This window comes from Mycobacterium sp. ELW1 (genome assembly GCF_008329905.1).
In the GTDB taxonomy this organism is placed as follows: Bacteria; Actinomycetota; Actinomycetes; order Mycobacteriales; family Mycobacteriaceae; genus Mycobacterium.
In genome coordinates this window covers 4,196,766-4,210,461 of the sequence record NZ_CP032155.1, presented here as the reverse complement: position 1 = coordinate 4,210,461, position 13,696 = coordinate 4,196,766, and the positions used below count along the sequence as shown (strand labels likewise).

The 13,696-nt window shown below is 65.2% G+C and carries 15 protein-coding genes and 1 pseudogene; 12 read left to right on the top strand and 4 right to left on the bottom strand.

Translation table 11 applies throughout. The features are described 5' to 3' along the window. The first annotated feature begins 4 nt into the window (after positions 1 to 4). Together nrdI and nrdE are read left to right on the top strand one after the other, a co-directional pair. Complete coding sequence (gene nrdI, locus D3H54_RS19990; protein ID WP_149380531.1) at positions 5 to 487, top strand: class Ib ribonucleoside-diphosphate reductase assembly flavoprotein NrdI; 483 nt, start codon at positions 5 to 7, stop codon at positions 485 to 487. Continuing rightward, positions 454 to 2,622: a class 1b ribonucleoside-diphosphate reductase subunit alpha gene (gene nrdE / locus D3H54_RS19985; protein WP_149380530.1), complete on the top strand. Its 2,169-nt coding sequence runs from the start codon at positions 454 to 456 to the stop codon at positions 2,620 to 2,622. Before nrdI ends, nrdE begins: the two co-directional genes overlap by 34 nt. Before the next feature lie 32 nt (positions 2,623 to 2,654). Here nrdE and D3H54_RS19980 read toward each other — a convergent pair whose 3' ends face one another. Continuing rightward, positions 2,655 to 3,155, bottom strand: coding sequence for a hypothetical protein (locus tag D3H54_RS19980; RefSeq protein ID WP_149380529.1), 501 nt, complete (start codon positions 3,153 to 3,155; stop codon positions 2,655 to 2,657). A 175-nt stretch (positions 3,156 to 3,330) separates the two neighbouring features. On the opposite strand from D3H54_RS19980, the gene D3H54_RS19975 reads away from it, so the two are divergent. Next, the gene (locus D3H54_RS19975; protein ID WP_353620057.1) at positions 3,331 to 3,711 is read left to right on the top strand and encodes a VOC family protein; all 381 of its coding nucleotides are present in this window, start codon (positions 3,331 to 3,333) and stop codon (positions 3,709 to 3,711) included. A gap of 16 nt (positions 3,712 to 3,727) precedes the next feature. Here D3H54_RS19975 and D3H54_RS19970 read toward each other — a convergent pair whose 3' ends face one another. After that, positions 3,728 to 4,108, bottom strand: a complete 381-nt coding sequence (locus D3H54_RS19970) for a DUF5997 family protein (RefSeq protein ID WP_149380527.1) — start codon at positions 4,106 to 4,108, stop codon at positions 3,728 to 3,730. Positions 4,109 to 4,136: 28 nt separating this feature from the next. Between D3H54_RS19970 and D3H54_RS19965 the strand changes: the two are divergent. The 7 genes and pseudogenes from D3H54_RS19965 to D3H54_RS19935 all read left to right on the top strand — a co-directional run bounded on the left by D3H54_RS19965 (position 4,137) and on the right by D3H54_RS19935 (position 9,423). Beyond that, positions 4,137 to 4,846, top strand: a pseudogene (locus tag D3H54_RS19965) (LysR family substrate-binding domain-containing protein). Positions 4,847 to 4,902: 56 nt separating this feature from the next. Beyond that, on the top strand, positions 4,903 to 5,790 hold the full coding sequence (locus D3H54_RS19960; RefSeq protein ID WP_149380526.1) for a phytanoyl-CoA dioxygenase family protein: 888 nt from the start codon (positions 4,903 to 4,905) through the stop codon (positions 5,788 to 5,790). A gap of 32 nt (positions 5,791 to 5,822) precedes the next feature. Next, entirely contained in the window at positions 5,823 to 6,677 is an 855-nt protein-coding gene (gene ygiD, locus D3H54_RS19955; RefSeq protein WP_149383639.1) for a 4,5-DOPA-extradiol-dioxygenase, read from the top strand. Positions 6,678 to 6,716: 39 nt separating this feature from the next. Further along, positions 6,717 to 7,028, top strand: coding sequence for an NIPSNAP family protein (locus D3H54_RS19950; RefSeq protein ID WP_149380525.1), 312 nt, complete (start codon positions 6,717 to 6,719; stop codon positions 7,026 to 7,028). A 37-nt stretch (positions 7,029 to 7,065) separates the two neighbouring features. Then, positions 7,066 to 7,644, top strand: a complete 579-nt coding sequence (locus D3H54_RS19945; RefSeq protein WP_149380524.1) for a TetR/AcrR family transcriptional regulator — start codon at positions 7,066 to 7,068, stop codon at positions 7,642 to 7,644. Positions 7,645 to 7,738: 94 nt separating this feature from the next. Continuing rightward, complete coding sequence (locus D3H54_RS19940) at positions 7,739 to 8,530, top strand: SDR family NAD(P)-dependent oxidoreductase (RefSeq protein WP_149380523.1); 792 nt, start codon at positions 7,739 to 7,741, stop codon at positions 8,528 to 8,530. A 32-nt stretch (positions 8,531 to 8,562) separates the two neighbouring features. Beyond that, a complete protein-coding gene (locus D3H54_RS19935) occupies positions 8,563 to 9,423 on the top strand; it encodes an SDR family NAD(P)-dependent oxidoreductase (RefSeq protein WP_149380522.1) in 861 nt (286 codons plus the stop codon). Here the strand turns inward: D3H54_RS19935 and D3H54_RS19930 are convergent. Both D3H54_RS19930 and D3H54_RS19925 read right to left on the bottom strand, forming a co-directional pair. Next, complete coding sequence (locus D3H54_RS19930; protein ID WP_149380521.1) at positions 9,420 to 9,905, bottom strand: hypothetical protein; 486 nt, start codon at positions 9,903 to 9,905, stop codon at positions 9,420 to 9,422. The genes D3H54_RS19935 and D3H54_RS19930 overlap by 4 nt on opposite strands. 4 nt (positions 9,906 to 9,909) lie before the next feature. Further along, the gene (locus tag D3H54_RS19925; RefSeq protein ID WP_149380520.1) at positions 9,910 to 11,091 is read right to left on the bottom strand and encodes a geranylgeranyl reductase family protein; all 1,182 of its coding nucleotides are present in this window, start codon (positions 11,089 to 11,091) and stop codon (positions 9,910 to 9,912) included. 151 nt (positions 11,092 to 11,242) lie between these two features. On the opposite strand from D3H54_RS19925, the gene D3H54_RS19920 reads away from it, so the two are divergent. Beyond that, positions 11,243 to 11,980, top strand: a complete 738-nt coding sequence (locus D3H54_RS19920) for a TetR/AcrR family transcriptional regulator (RefSeq protein WP_149380519.1) — start codon at positions 11,243 to 11,245, stop codon at positions 11,978 to 11,980. A 42-nt stretch (positions 11,981 to 12,022) separates the two neighbouring features. After that, the gene (locus tag D3H54_RS19915; RefSeq protein ID WP_149380518.1) at positions 12,023 to 13,561 is read left to right on the top strand and encodes a flavin-containing monooxygenase; all 1,539 of its coding nucleotides are present in this window, start codon (positions 12,023 to 12,025) and stop codon (positions 13,559 to 13,561) included. Positions 13,562 to 13,696: the final 135 nt, after the last annotated feature.

Here is a 13,696-nt window from a genome sequence, read left to right as displayed (position 1 = left end):
TGTGATGAATCCGGATGGCAGCCCCAGCCTGGCGGGCTCGGAGCGGTTGGTGTACTTCTCCAGTGTTTCGGAGAACACCCACCGCTTCGTGCAGAAGCTGGGTGTGCCGGCCATCCGGATTCCCCTTCACGAGCAGATCGAGGTACACCGGCCTTACGTCCTGCTTCTGCCGACCTACGGCAGGGGCCGGGGGGACACCCCGCACCTCGAGGCCAAGGGGTACGTCCCCAAGCAGGTCATCAGGTTTTTGAACAATCAGAACAATCGGTCCCACATCCGCGCGGTGGTCGGGGCCGGCAACACACAATTCGGTGCCGAGTACTGCTTTGCGGCCAAGCTGGTGTCGCACAAGTGCAAGGTTCGGCTGCTCTACCGCTTCGAAATGATGGGAACCGCGGAGGACGTGGAAGCCGTCCGTGCGGAGTTAACGAAATTCTGGAAGGACGAGGACACGTGCCACCTACAGTCACAGCTGCTGAGCCTGTAACGACGTCAGGGCACGCGTTGCCGGGGGAGACCGACTACCACGCGCTCAACGCGATGCTGAATCTGTACGACGCAGACGGCAAGATTCAGTTCGACATGGATCGCCTGGCCGCGCGCCAGTATTTCTTGGAGCACGTCAACCAGAACACGGTCTTCTTCCACAATCAGGACGAGAAGCTCGACTACCTGATCCGCGAGAACTATTACGAGCGTGAGGTTCTCGATCAGTACTCGCGCAATTTCGTCAAGACGCTGACCGATCGCGCGTACGCCAAGAAGTTCCGGTTCCCGACCTTCCTCGGCGCGTTCAAGTACTACACCTCCTACACGCTGAAGACGTTCGACGGGAAGCGTTACCTCGAGCGGTTCGAGGACCGGGTGGTGATGGTGGCGTTGACGCTGGCCGCCGGTGACACCATGCTGGCCGAGAAGCTGGTCGACGAGATCATCGACGGACGGTTCCAGCCGGCCACCCCGACGTTCCTGAACTCGGGCAAGGCGCAGCGCGGCGAGCCGGTGAGCTGCTTCCTGCTGCGCATCGAGGACAACATGGAGTCGATCGGCCGTTCGATCAACTCCGCGCTGCAGCTGTCCAAGCGCGGCGGTGGGGTTGCCTTGCTGCTGACCAACATTCGTGAGCATGGCGCACCGATCAAGAACATCGAGAACCAGAGCTCGGGCGTCATCCCGATCATGAAGCTGCTGGAGGACTCGTTCTCCTACGCCAACCAGCTCGGTGCCCGACAGGGCGCCGGCGCGGTCTACCTGCACGCGCATCACCCCGACATCTACCGCTTCCTGGACACCAAGCGGGAGAACGCCGACGAGAAGATCCGCATCAAGACCCTCTCGCTGGGCGTGGTGATCCCCGACATCACCTTCGAGCTGGCCAAGAAGAACGAGGACATGTATCTGTTCTCGCCGTATGACGTCGAGCGCGTGTACGGCGTGCCGTTCGCCGACATCTCGGTCACCGAGAAGTACCACGAGATGGTCGACGACGCGCGGATCCGCAAGACCAAGATCAAGGCCCGCGAGTTCTTCCAGACCCTGGCCGAGCTGCAGTTCGAGTCGGGCTACCCGTACATCATGTTCGAGGACACGGTGAATCGGGCCAACCCGATCGACGGCAAGATCACGCACTCCAACCTGTGCTCGGAGATCCTGCAGGTGTCGACGCCCTCGCTGTTCAACGAGGACCTGTCGTATGCCAAGGTCGGCAAGGACATTTCGTGCAACCTGGGCTCGCTGAACATCGCCAAGGCGATGGACTCGCCCGACTTCGCGCAGACCATCGAGGTGGCCATTCGCGGGTTGACCGCGGTGAGCGACCAGACGCACATCTGGTCGGTTCCGTCGATCGAGCAGGGGAACAACGACTCGCATGCCATCGGCCTCGGCCAGATGAACCTGCACGGATACCTTGCGCGCGAACGGATCTTCTATGGATCCGAAGAGGGCATCGACTTCACCAACATGTACTTCTACACGGTGCTCTATCACGCGCTGCGCGCGTCGAACAAGATCGCCGTCGAGCGGGGAACTGCGTTCAAGGGTTTCGAGAAGTCGAAGTACGCCAGCGGCGAGTTCTTCGACAAGTACACCGACCAGGTGTGGGAGCCGGCCACCGAGCGGGTGCGCGAGTTGTTCTCGAAGGCCGGCATTCGCATTCCCACCCAAGAGGATTGGGTGCGGCTCAAGGAGTCGGTGCAGAAGAACGGCATCTACAACCAGAACCTGCAGGCGGTGCCGCCGACGGGATCGATCTCCTACATCAACCACTCGACATCGTCGATCCACCCGGTGGCGAGCAAGGTCGAGATCCGCAAGGAAGGCAAGATCGGCCGCGTCTACTACCCGGCGCCCTACATGACCAACGACAACCTGGAGTACTACCAGGACGCGTACGAGATCGGCTACGAGAAGATCATCGACACGTACGCCGCGGCCACTCAGCATGTGGACCAAGGTCTTTCGCTGACGTTGTTCTTCAAGGACACCGCCGATACCCGCGAGGTCAACAAGGCGCAGATCTACGCCTGGCGCAAGGGAATCAAGACGCTGTACTACATCCGGCTTCGCCAGATGGCGCTGGAAGGCACTGAAGTGGAGGGTTGCGTCAGCTGCATGCTGTGAGCTGAGCGCCGAGAGTACACAGGCCAGGGAGGTTATCCCTGGCCTGTGTTCTTTCCGGGGTAGGTGGCATATCCGAGAGCCACCGCGAGGATGGCGAACTTGATCGACGCCGCGACCTGCGCGCGCCGCGCGTTGACGGCGACGTCCCGACGGTCGAGCACCCGCAGCAGTGCGACGCCCTCGACGGCGTCGCCCGCCACCGCGCCGGCTGCCAAGGCTGGTAGCCAGGCCGGATGACCCCGGCGTCGCCGGCGACGGTCGACAAGCAATGCCAGCAGAATTCCGTAGCTCGTCATGTAGCCGAAGTCGAGCCACATCGACCTGCGGGCCGCGCGCATGCCGTCCTCACCCCACCGGGCCATGATGCCCTCGGCCTTGTCGGCTGAGCCCGCGAGTTCGAATGGGATGATGCCCGGTCCGCCGGTGGCCTGCATCTGACGATCCAATCGGAGCATCACCGCGGAATAGCCCGCATAGCCGGCGGTGGCCACTGCGATCCGGTGCTCACGCACCCAGGTGGACAGATAGGTCATAGAGGGCAGGCTACGGCTCGTCGCATCGAGTCAGAACAGGAAGCGACAGTGACGGCGAAATGTTCGCTCTCAGTTCTGAATCGACGGCGTTCCCCGATGAGTTCTGCGTCCAGCCCTGGTCTAACTCTGCGACGGGATCCCGTAACACCTTTGGAGGCACCCCTTGCACGCAATGATGCTCGTGAACCTGCCGGTCGCCGACGTCGAGCGCTCGCGACGATTCTTCGCCGATCTCGGCTATGCGTTCGACGACAGGTTCAGCGGTGAGAAAGCAGTGACGCTGGTGTTGGGGGAGAACCAGTTCGCGATGCTGCTGCAGCGTGAGGCCTTCGACGCCCTCCACCCGCTGGAGACCGCCGACGCGGCCAAGGTCAAAGAATGCGTCGTCTGCCTCGGCGTCGACAGTCGGGACGCGGTGGACGCCCTGGTCAATCGAGCCATCGCCGCGGGTGGCACCGATGGGGATTCCGAAGATCACGGGTCCATGTACGGACGCAGCTACAACGACCTCGACGGCCATTCCTGGCAGATCTTCTGGGCCGACGACATGGCGTGACGCCCTCGGCGCTGTCTCAGCGAGCTTTTTCCGCGCGCAGCGCTTTAAGGCGCCGTTCCTCGGCCAGCACATTCTGGTAGCTCTCGCGTTCGGCGACCAGCCAGTCCGGCTTGTCGGCGAGCAGCGCATCGATCTGCTCGGTGGTCAGCGCGTCCACCACTCCGCCCCGCGCAAGGCCCGCGATCGACACGCCCAGCTTGGCCGCGACCAGATTCTTGGGATGCGGGCCGTTCTTGCGGAGATCGGCCAGCCACTGCGGCGGATCGGCCTGCAGGGCGGCCAATTCGTCGCGGGTGATCGCAGTCGCCTGGAACTCGGCGGGGGTCGCCGGCAGATACACGTCCAGCTTTTTCGCCGCGGTGGCGGGTTTCATCGACTGCGCGTTCGGCCTGCTCATGGCACGAGCCTATCGGTAGCCTGGGTCGGTGACCCAGTCCTCGCTCACCGTCGGGTACGTCCCCGGAGCGACGCCCGCGAAGTGGGCGCGGACCTGGGCCGAGCGTCATCCTGATGTCCGGCTGACGCTGTGCGCCATCACCGCGGCGGACGCCGCCACCGCGGTGCGAGACGCAACCGTCGACGTCGCGTTGTTGCGCCCGCCGACACATCGGGACTGTCCGTCATCCCGCTCTACGAGGAGACGACGGTGGCCGTGGTGCCCACCGATCACCTTCTGAGCGCCGCCGACGAGATCACCGCGGCCGACCTCGCCGACGAACCGGTCCTGCTGCCACTCGACGACGTCGTCGGCTGGGCGGATGCTCCGGGAACGCCGATCGATCACCGCCCCGAAAGCACCGAGGCCGCAATGGAACTCGCCGCCGCAGGCTTGGGCATGTTGATCGTCCCGCAGTCGCTGGCCCGGCTGTATCACCGCCGCGACCTCACGTATCGCCCCATCGTCGACGCACCGACGTGTCCAGTGGCCCTTGCCTTCCCGGCGGGGGAACCGTCGGCATTGGTCGAAGAGTTCACCGGGATCGTGCGGGGGCGCAAGCCGAGTTCGTCACGCGGGCAGGCGCAGCCGGCTCCGAAGCGCACAGCGCGGGAGAAGACGCTGGCCAAGCAAGCCGCCCGGGCCGCCGCCGGAAAGGTCGCCCGTAAGCCGGGCGCCACCAAGCGGCGGCGGCCTTAACCGTCGTGTGACCCCGTTTTACCTGGTCAACACATACGCTCCGCGATACTCGAACCATGACCGTGCTGACGCATGTTCCGGCCGACACGTCCCCGGCGGACCTTGCCGATCATCTGCGCCGCGACGGCTACGTGATCGTCGACAACCTGGTTCCGGACTCCCTGATGGACACCATCGGCGACGAACTGTCGCCCTACCTCGACGCGACGCCGATGGGCTACAACGCGATGATCGGTCTTAAGACCCGGCGTACCGGTGCGCTGATCGCCCGCTCACCGGCGTGCCGCACGCTGATTCAGAATCCGTCCGTCCTCGGTGTGTGCCGGGACTTCCTCGGTCATGCCAGCGCATTTCAGCTGATGCTCACCCAGGTGATCTCGATCGAGCCGGGCGAAACCGATCAGTCGCTGCACCGCGACCAGAACGCTTTCGACTTCTACCCGTTCCCCGACGACTACCACGTGCAGTGCAACACGCTGTGGGCCATGACCGACTACACCGCGGAGATGGGCGCGACCAGGGTGGTGCCGGGCAGTCAGGTGGGTGACAAGAAGCCGACCGACTACGCCGACGACGAGTGTGTGCAGGCCGAGATGTCGCGCGGCTCCGTGCTGCTCTACTCCGGCAAGATCGTGCACAGCGGTGCGGCCAACCGCAGCGACCAGGTCCGGCGCGCCATCAACGTGAACTACTGTGTCGGGTGGGTCCGTCAAGAGGAGAACCAATTCCTCTCGGTACCAATGGAAGTCGCGCGCGAGCTCGATGACGATCTGCTGAAGCTGATCGGATACCAGGAGGGCGCATGGGCCATGGGGTACTTCCGTGACTTCGAGGACCCGCTGCGCGCGATCCGCGGAGATGAGGTCGCCTACGGCTTCGACGCGGCCAAGCTGACCGGCGATGCGAGCGCTGCATTCGTCGATCAGCTGACCCACAGTGAGTGATATCGCGGTTAACTAGAGCTATGTCCGCAACTATGCCGGCTGCGTTCATCGGACACGGCAGCCCGATGAACGCCCTGGAGCTCAACCGCTACACCTCGGCGTGGCGGGCGTTCGGCCGGTCGGTGCACGAATCAGCCGGGCGGCCGCGGGCGATCCTCGTCGTCAGCGCGCACTGGTACATCAACGCCACCGCCGTCACCGCGATGGCCGTGCCGCGGACCATCCACGACTTCTACGGCTTTCCCGCCGAACTCTTCGAGGTGCAGTACCCGGCACCGGGTCTGCCGGAGCTTGCCGACGAAATCGCCGACGTGGTCGAGCCGACGTGGGTGGGCGCCGACATCGACAGCTGGGGGATCGACCACGGCACCTGGTCGGTGCTCGTGCACGCCTTCCCGGACGCATCGGTTCCCGTCGTGCAGTTGGCCATCAATGCCGACAAGCCGCTGGACTATCACCTCGCGCTGGGCGCCAAGCTGGCTGCGCTGCGCGAGCGGGGTGTGCTGATCCTGGGTAGCGGCAACGTGGTGCACAATCTGGCCGGGATGGATCCGACGCTGGGGGACAGGGCTTTTGACTGGGCTCAGCGCTTCGACGATCAGGCGCGAACGCAGGTTCTGACCGATCCGGCCAATGCTGTCCGGCTCCGCGATCACGCGGACTATCCGGCCGCGGTGCCGACGCCCGATCACTTTCTGCCGCTGCTGTACTTCGCGGGACTTGCTGCCGATCACGCTGACCGGGTCGGCGTGCTCACCGATGGCTGCGCCTACGGCTCGCTGTCGATGACGTCGTACACCCTCGGCCTCGACGTCGAGGCCCCGTCGGATGACGGCGGCGCGGCGGCACCGGCCAGCGGTGTGCCGGTCGACGAAACCAACATCTAACGCCACCAGCGCGCGAATCTACGGCTGTAGACTCGCGGGGTGGAGTTGCGAACTTATACGTTGGCCGACGCGGACGCTTTGGACAGCTACGTCTCGGAGTTCTGGCCACGCCACATTCGCACCTTGCGCAAGTACGGCATCACCGTGCACGGCGTGTGGACCGAACCTGCGGCGGAGGAACCCCGCGTCATCGCACTCGTTGGCTACTCAGGCGGCGATCCGCGCGTCCTGGCCGAAAGTTACGGCACGAGTGACGACTTCGTCGACGATCATCGAGGGTTTGACGCTTCCCTGATCATCGCGACACACATACAGACGCTCCAACCCATCGCGAGTTCTCCGCTGCGGTAGCAGTCGAGAATCAGGCCCTCATAGACGGAGGCTCTTCATGGCGGCGTCCCATCCGCAGCCGCGTAATGCCGCGGCAACGCGCGAGGCGATCCTGAAGTCGGCGATCGAAAACTTCGCGAAGGCGGGATACGACGGGGTGGGAGTGCGACAGATCGCTCATGGCGCCGGCGTCACCGCAATGCTGGTGAACAGGTACTTCGGCTCGAAGGAAGGACTGTTCGCCGAGGCTGTCGAAACAGCCTTCGCGACACCGGTTTTCGTCAGCGAGCAGTCGGACAGTCTGGTCGCCGACATCGTGGAGTCGCTGGTGGCCGGAAGCGGGTCTCGCGCCGACGCGCCGCAGCCGTTCTTGATCATGCTGAGGTCGGCATCGAATCCTGTCGCCACGACGATCGTGCGCAAGGCCATCGAACGCCATGTCGGCGCGCGATTGACTCGCCAACTCGACTCATCCGATCGGGAACTGCGCAGCGAGATCCTCCTTGCGGTGATCAGCGGAATGCTCATGATGCGCGGTGTGGTCGGGACGCGCGCTCTTCGCAAGGGCACGGCGGCCGACATCGCGAGAGTGCTCGAGCCGATGGTCGCCGCCCTCATCGACGATCCGCAGCCCTGACCACCGCTGCCGGATCCCGCCCTGGGGAATGAACGTGAACAAGTCTACGTTCGTATACATCGTCGGTATACACATGTAGACAAGGAGGCTCGGGGTGGATCTCGGTTTGGCTCATAAGCGGGCGTTGGTCACCGGATCGAGCGCCGGTCTCGGCCGTGCGATTGCGGAGATGCTCGCCGCCGAGGGAACGTCGGTGGTGGTGCACGGGCGCGACAGCGACCGTACTCACGCGGTGGCCGCTGCCATCCGTGCGAACGGCGGTGATGCGATGGCCGTCCTCGGCGACCTCGCCACCGACGAGGGCGCCGCTGCGGTCGCACACGCCGCCGGGGACGTCGACATCTTGGTCAACAATGCCGGGTACTACGACGGATCGTTGTGGACGGATTTGTCTTCCGGCGACTGGACCCGGATCCATCAAATCAACGTCGTCTCGGTCGTGCGGATGATCGGGCAGCTGGTGCCGGGCATGCGTCGGCGCGGGTGGGGCCGGATCATCCAGATCGGCGGTGGTCTCGCCGTTCAACCGGTCGCCGAGCAGCCGCATTACAGTGCCACCTTGGCAGCGCGGCACAACCTGACCGTGTCGCTCGCGCGGGAGTTGTCCGGCTCCGGCGTCACGGCCAACATCGTCGCCCCGGGCGCCATTCTCACCGACAGCACACGGGGGATGGTGTTGCAGGCCGCTGCCGTTCACGGCTGGGGACCGTCCTGGGCCGATGTCGAAAGTGCGGCGGCCACAACCTGGTTTCCCAACGACGTAGGCCGACTCGGCAGACCCGAGGAGATCGCGGCCGCAGTGTGTTTCCTCGCAAGTGTCCACGCCGACTACATCACCGGCGCAGATCTGCGCGTCGATGGCGGCACCGTCCGCAACGTCACCTGAGCATCCAACAATCATCAAGAGAGGTCACCATCATGTCGCACGTAATCCTCGTCTCCGGAGCATCCCGCGGTCTCGGGCGGGCCATCACCGAGGCGGCGCTAGACGCCGGACAATATGTCGTCGCGGGCGTTCGCTCCCCGTCAGCTCTCGACGACCTTGCCGCTCGAGAACCCGAGCGTCTGGCCGTCGTCGCGCTCGACGTCACCAACGATGACCAGGTCCACGCCGCCGTGGACACCGCAGTCCAGCGGTGGGGGCGGCTCGACGTTCTGGTCAACAACGCCGGTTACGCCAACATGGGCGCGGCCGAAGACGTCGCTTTCGACGACTTCCGCGCTCAGGTCGAGACGAACTTCTTCGGCGTCGTCCGACTCACTCAAGCAGCGCTGCCGGTCATGCGTGCTCAGCGCGCCGGCCACATCATCCAAATCTCCTCCGTCGGTGGACGATTGACGCGACCTGGGTTGGCTGCCTATCAGTCGTCCAAGTGGGCCGTCACCGGATACTCCGGTGTCGTCGCCCAGGAGGTTGCTCCACTCGGCATCAGGGTCACGGTGCTGGAACCCGGTGGTATGCGTACGGATTGGGCGGGTTCGTCGATGCGGGTCGACCCGATCCGCGACGAGTATGCGGCCACCGTGGGAGTAGCGGCGCAGCTGAGCCAGCCGGCAAACCTCGGGGCGAGCGACCCGGTCAAGGTCGCAGCACTACTTCTTCAGATCATCGAGATGGACACGCCGCCAGCTCGATTGCTCGTCGGCCCCGATGCGTATCGTTACGCCACCGCCGCCGGACGCGACCTGCTGGCCGCCGACGAACAGTATGAGGGCCTGAGTCTCTCGACGGCGGCGGATGACGCCACCCCGGGTCAACTCGATCCCTTGGGTGCCTAGCCGATCAGGTCTGACCAGAACGGCACCGTCGACGTCGACATCCGCGACGGATCGGGATTGACGTAGTCGAACACGTCAGCGGCACAACAACTCACGTCGCTCTGATAGACCGACAGCACCGGGTGCCCGGATGTGCCGCGCCCCGCAGGAAGGTAATGGTTCGCGTGCAGTGGCACCAACTGCGGCACGCGCGCCAGGTGATAGTTCGCGCTGCGCAAGGCGTCCTTCATCCGGGCCGGGCGCGCACCCCAGTCGGCACCCCAGAAGTCCCGCCATTCGACAGCGAACAGGATGCCCTCGGCGGGCAGCCGCAATCGCTGTTGCAGACTGCGGCGGGGCGCCGAGCGCCAGTCTGGCCACGAATCCCCAACGGGCAAGCCGGAAGACAGGAATGCTCGATGGTCGTCGGCGAACTCGAAGCCGAACTCACCCTCGATCCGTGCCAGCTCCTCGTCGCTGAGGCCGACCGCCGTCTCCACCATGCGATCAGTACTTGTGCTGCGGCCCTTGGGCTTTCTTGTACAGCGCCTTGAGCATCGCGTCCCGGAAGGGGGCGTTGTCGATCAGCTTGATACCGGCGTTGGCCACCTGCGGGTAGCCCAGCAGCTTGTGGAAATAGCGGCCCCGCTTGTACTCCCGGCCCCACGCGGCTTCCATGCGTTGCCCGTAGTTGGTGAAGTCGTCGGGGCCGCCGTTCTCCAGCGCGGCGATCGCGCATTCGCCGGCGGCCAGGCCGGACTCCAAAGCCTTGGAGATGCCCGCACCCGATGCGGGCTTGCCGGCGCCCAGCGAGTCGCCGGTGAACAGAACACCCGGACGCCACGGCGGCCAGGCCGTGAACCCCATCGGCAGTCGCCAGGCACGGACGCTCTTGTTCTTCTTGAGCTCCTCGATCGGCGGCAGTTCCCACTCGGGCGGAAGGGTGCGCAGGAAATCGCCGAGGAACTGGGTGGCGTTGATCGACTGCCAGTTCTTGTAGCTGTTGACGTAGCCGAGGCCGATGTTGAACACGCCGTTGCCCATCGGGAACACCCAGCCGTACCCGGGCAGCTGGTCGCCCTGGAACGCCAGCTTCAGGTAGATGTCGAGGCTGTCCGAGTCGGGACGGTTGGCCGGCATCTCGGAGCGGATCGCGATCGCCGAGTAGCCGTTGTATTCCGAGTCGATCTTCAGCGCCCGCTTGATCGGGGAGTAGGCACCGTCGGCGGCGATGACCGCATCGCCGAGAACCTTCTCGCCGCTCTTGAGCACCACGCCGACCACTCGGCCGCGCTCGTCGAGCTCTGGTCCGGCCACCTCGGCACCCTGCCGCACTGTCGCGCCTGCCGATTCGGCGTGCTTGAGCAGCAATGTGTCGAGGTGCTCACGACTGACGGTGTGGCCGTGGTCGGGCATTCCCGGACGCTTGGGGAACGACAGCTCCCACTGCGACGGGCTGAAGACCGTCACGCGGTTGACGCGGTGGAACTGCGATACCTCCTGGGCCAAGCCCATCTTCTGCAGGTAGCTGACGGCGCGGGCGGTCAGGCCGTCACCGCAGGGCTTGGCCCGCGGGAACTGTGCTTTGTCGAGGACCACTACTTTGGCGCCGGTTTGCGCGGCCTGCCACGCGGCCGCGGATCCTGATGGCCCCCCGCCTGCTACCACCAGGTCGAATCGCTCGGTCACTACGTCTCGTCTCGGCTCGATAATCGGATGCGACGATGCTATCGGAGAACGCCCTGCCGCTCTGCTCGGCGAAGGCCTGCGTCAGACCGATGTAATAGTCGTCACGCAGGGTTGGCCCTGGTCAGCCAACGCTGCGGGTACAGTGCTTGACGTGCGCAGAGCGTCCAGATCGCGGTCGGGGTCCGAGCCCGGCAAGGTCGATGCGCGCAGTGAGCGCTGGCGGGAGCACCGCAAGAAGGTGCGCGCCGAGATCGTCGACGCCGCGTTCCGGTCGATCGACAAGCATGGCCCCGACGTCAGCCTGCGCGAGATCGCCGAAGAGGCCGGCACCGCCAAGCCGAAGATCTACCGGCACTTCACCGACAAGTCCGACCTGTTCCAGGCGATCGGCAAGCGGCTGCGCGACATGCTCTGGGCTGCGATTTTCTCAAACATCGACGCCGCCACCGACCCGACCCGGGAGGTGGTGCGCCGCGGGGTCGCCGAATACGTCAGCCTGGTCGAGCAGCACCCCAACGTGCTGCGGTTCATGCTGCAGGGGCGATTCCCCGAACAGGCGGAGTCCACGCAGCGGGCGCTCAACGAAGGCCGCGAGATCACCATGGCATTCGCTGACACGTTCAACAACGAGCTGCGCGGCATGCAGCTCGATCCTGCCGCGCTGCAACTGGCTGCGGCGGCTGCGTTCGGGGCGTGCTCGGCGGCCACCGACTGGTGGCTGGGCCCTGACCCGGACAGTCAGCGCCGGATGCCGACGGACGAGTTCATCAATCACCTGACCACGATCATGCTCGGCACGGTCAACGGCACCGCTGACGTGCTGGGCGTCAACCTCGATCCCGACCGCCCGATTCACGACGCCATGCAGCGCCGCGCCGCCGCTGGCTAGAGCCCCTAACCCGATACCGCCGGTAGCGGGTATTTTGGTGGCATGACTGTTGTTGAGCCCTCTGTCGCCGACACCACCACCGGACCCGTCCACACCCGGGCGCTGGTCATCGGCACCGGCTTCTCCGGGCTGGGGATGGGGATCGAGCTGCAGCGCCGCGGCGTCGACTTCCTGATCCTGGAGAAGGCCGACGACGTCGGGGGCACCTGGCGGGACAACAGCTACCCGGGCTGCGCCTGCGACATCCCGGCGCACCTCTATTCGTTCTCCTTCGAACCCAAGCCGGACTGGACCTACATGTGGTCGCTGCAGCCGGAGATCCTCGACTACCTCAGGGGTGTGACCGAGAAATACGGCCTGCGCCGCTACATCCATTTCGGCGCCCGCGTCGAACGCGCCCACTGGGACGACGCCGAGTATCGCTGGCACGTCTTCACCGAGGACGGCCGTGAATACGTCGCCCAGTTCCTGATCTCCGGTGCCGGCGCGCTGCACATCCCGTCGATCCCCGATTTCGAGGGCTTGGCCGACTTCGAAGGGGAGGCGTTCCATTCGGCGCAGTGGGACCACGGCGTCGACCTCACCGGCAAGAAGGTCGCCGTGATCGGTACCGGCGCCAGTGCCATCCAGCTGGTCCCGGAGATCGTCGACAAGGTCGGCGAACTCCAGCTCTATCAACGCACCCCGGCATGGGTGCTGCCACGGTCCAACAACCCGATCCCCGGCTGGATGCGGGATGCATTCGGCTCGGTGCCCGGCACCCGCGCGGCATTGCGCACCGGCATCTACTGGTTCCAGGAAGCCCTCGGCTTCGCGATGACCAAGCGCCCCGAGCTGCTGGTGCTCGGCGAGAAGGCCGGGAAGTGGAACATCCGCCACCAGGTCCGTGATCGCGAACTGCGGCGTCGGCTGACCCCGTCGTATCAAGTCGGCTGCAAGCGAGTCCTGTTCTCCAACAACTATTTCCGTGCCATCGCCAAGCCTCACTCCGAGCTGGTCACCGATCGGATCACCCGGATCACCCCGCGCGGCATCGTGACCGCCGACGATAAGGAACGCGACGTCGACGTCATCGTCTTCGCCACCGGCTTCCATGTCACCGACTCCTACACCTACGTCGGCATCAAGGGCCCCGGTGGTGAGGACCTGGTCGACCGCTGGAACCGCGAGGGCGTGCAGGCGCATCGCGGGATCGCCGTCGCCGACATGCCCAACCTGTTCTTCCTGCTCGGGCCGAACACCGGACTGGGCCACAACTCGGTGGTCTTCATGATCGAATCGCAGATCCGCTACGTCGGCCAGGCGATCGGTGCCGTCGACAAGGCCGGCGCGCAGGCGCTGGCGCCGACCCGCTCGGCCCAGGACAGCTTCAACGCCGAACTGCAGGACGACCTGCAGGGCGCGGTGTGGAGCACCGGCGGCTGCAGCAGCTGGTATCTCGACGAGCACGGCAAGAACCGCACGCTGTGGAGTGGCATGACGTGGCAGTACTGGCTGTCCACCCGGTCGCTGAAGCGCTCGGAATACCGGTTCTCCGGGGTGGCCTCGGCGCGGCCGTCCCAACGGGCCGCAGCGCGCTGATCGCCCGACACGCCGAGCCTCGTCGCGGCGCGCGTCGGACCTGTGGGTTCGGCACCGTCACAACACAACTTGTTGTGTTGCGGCGTGTCGTCACACCCCAGGGGTAGTGTTTTGGTCGTCAGCCGGAAACGGGGC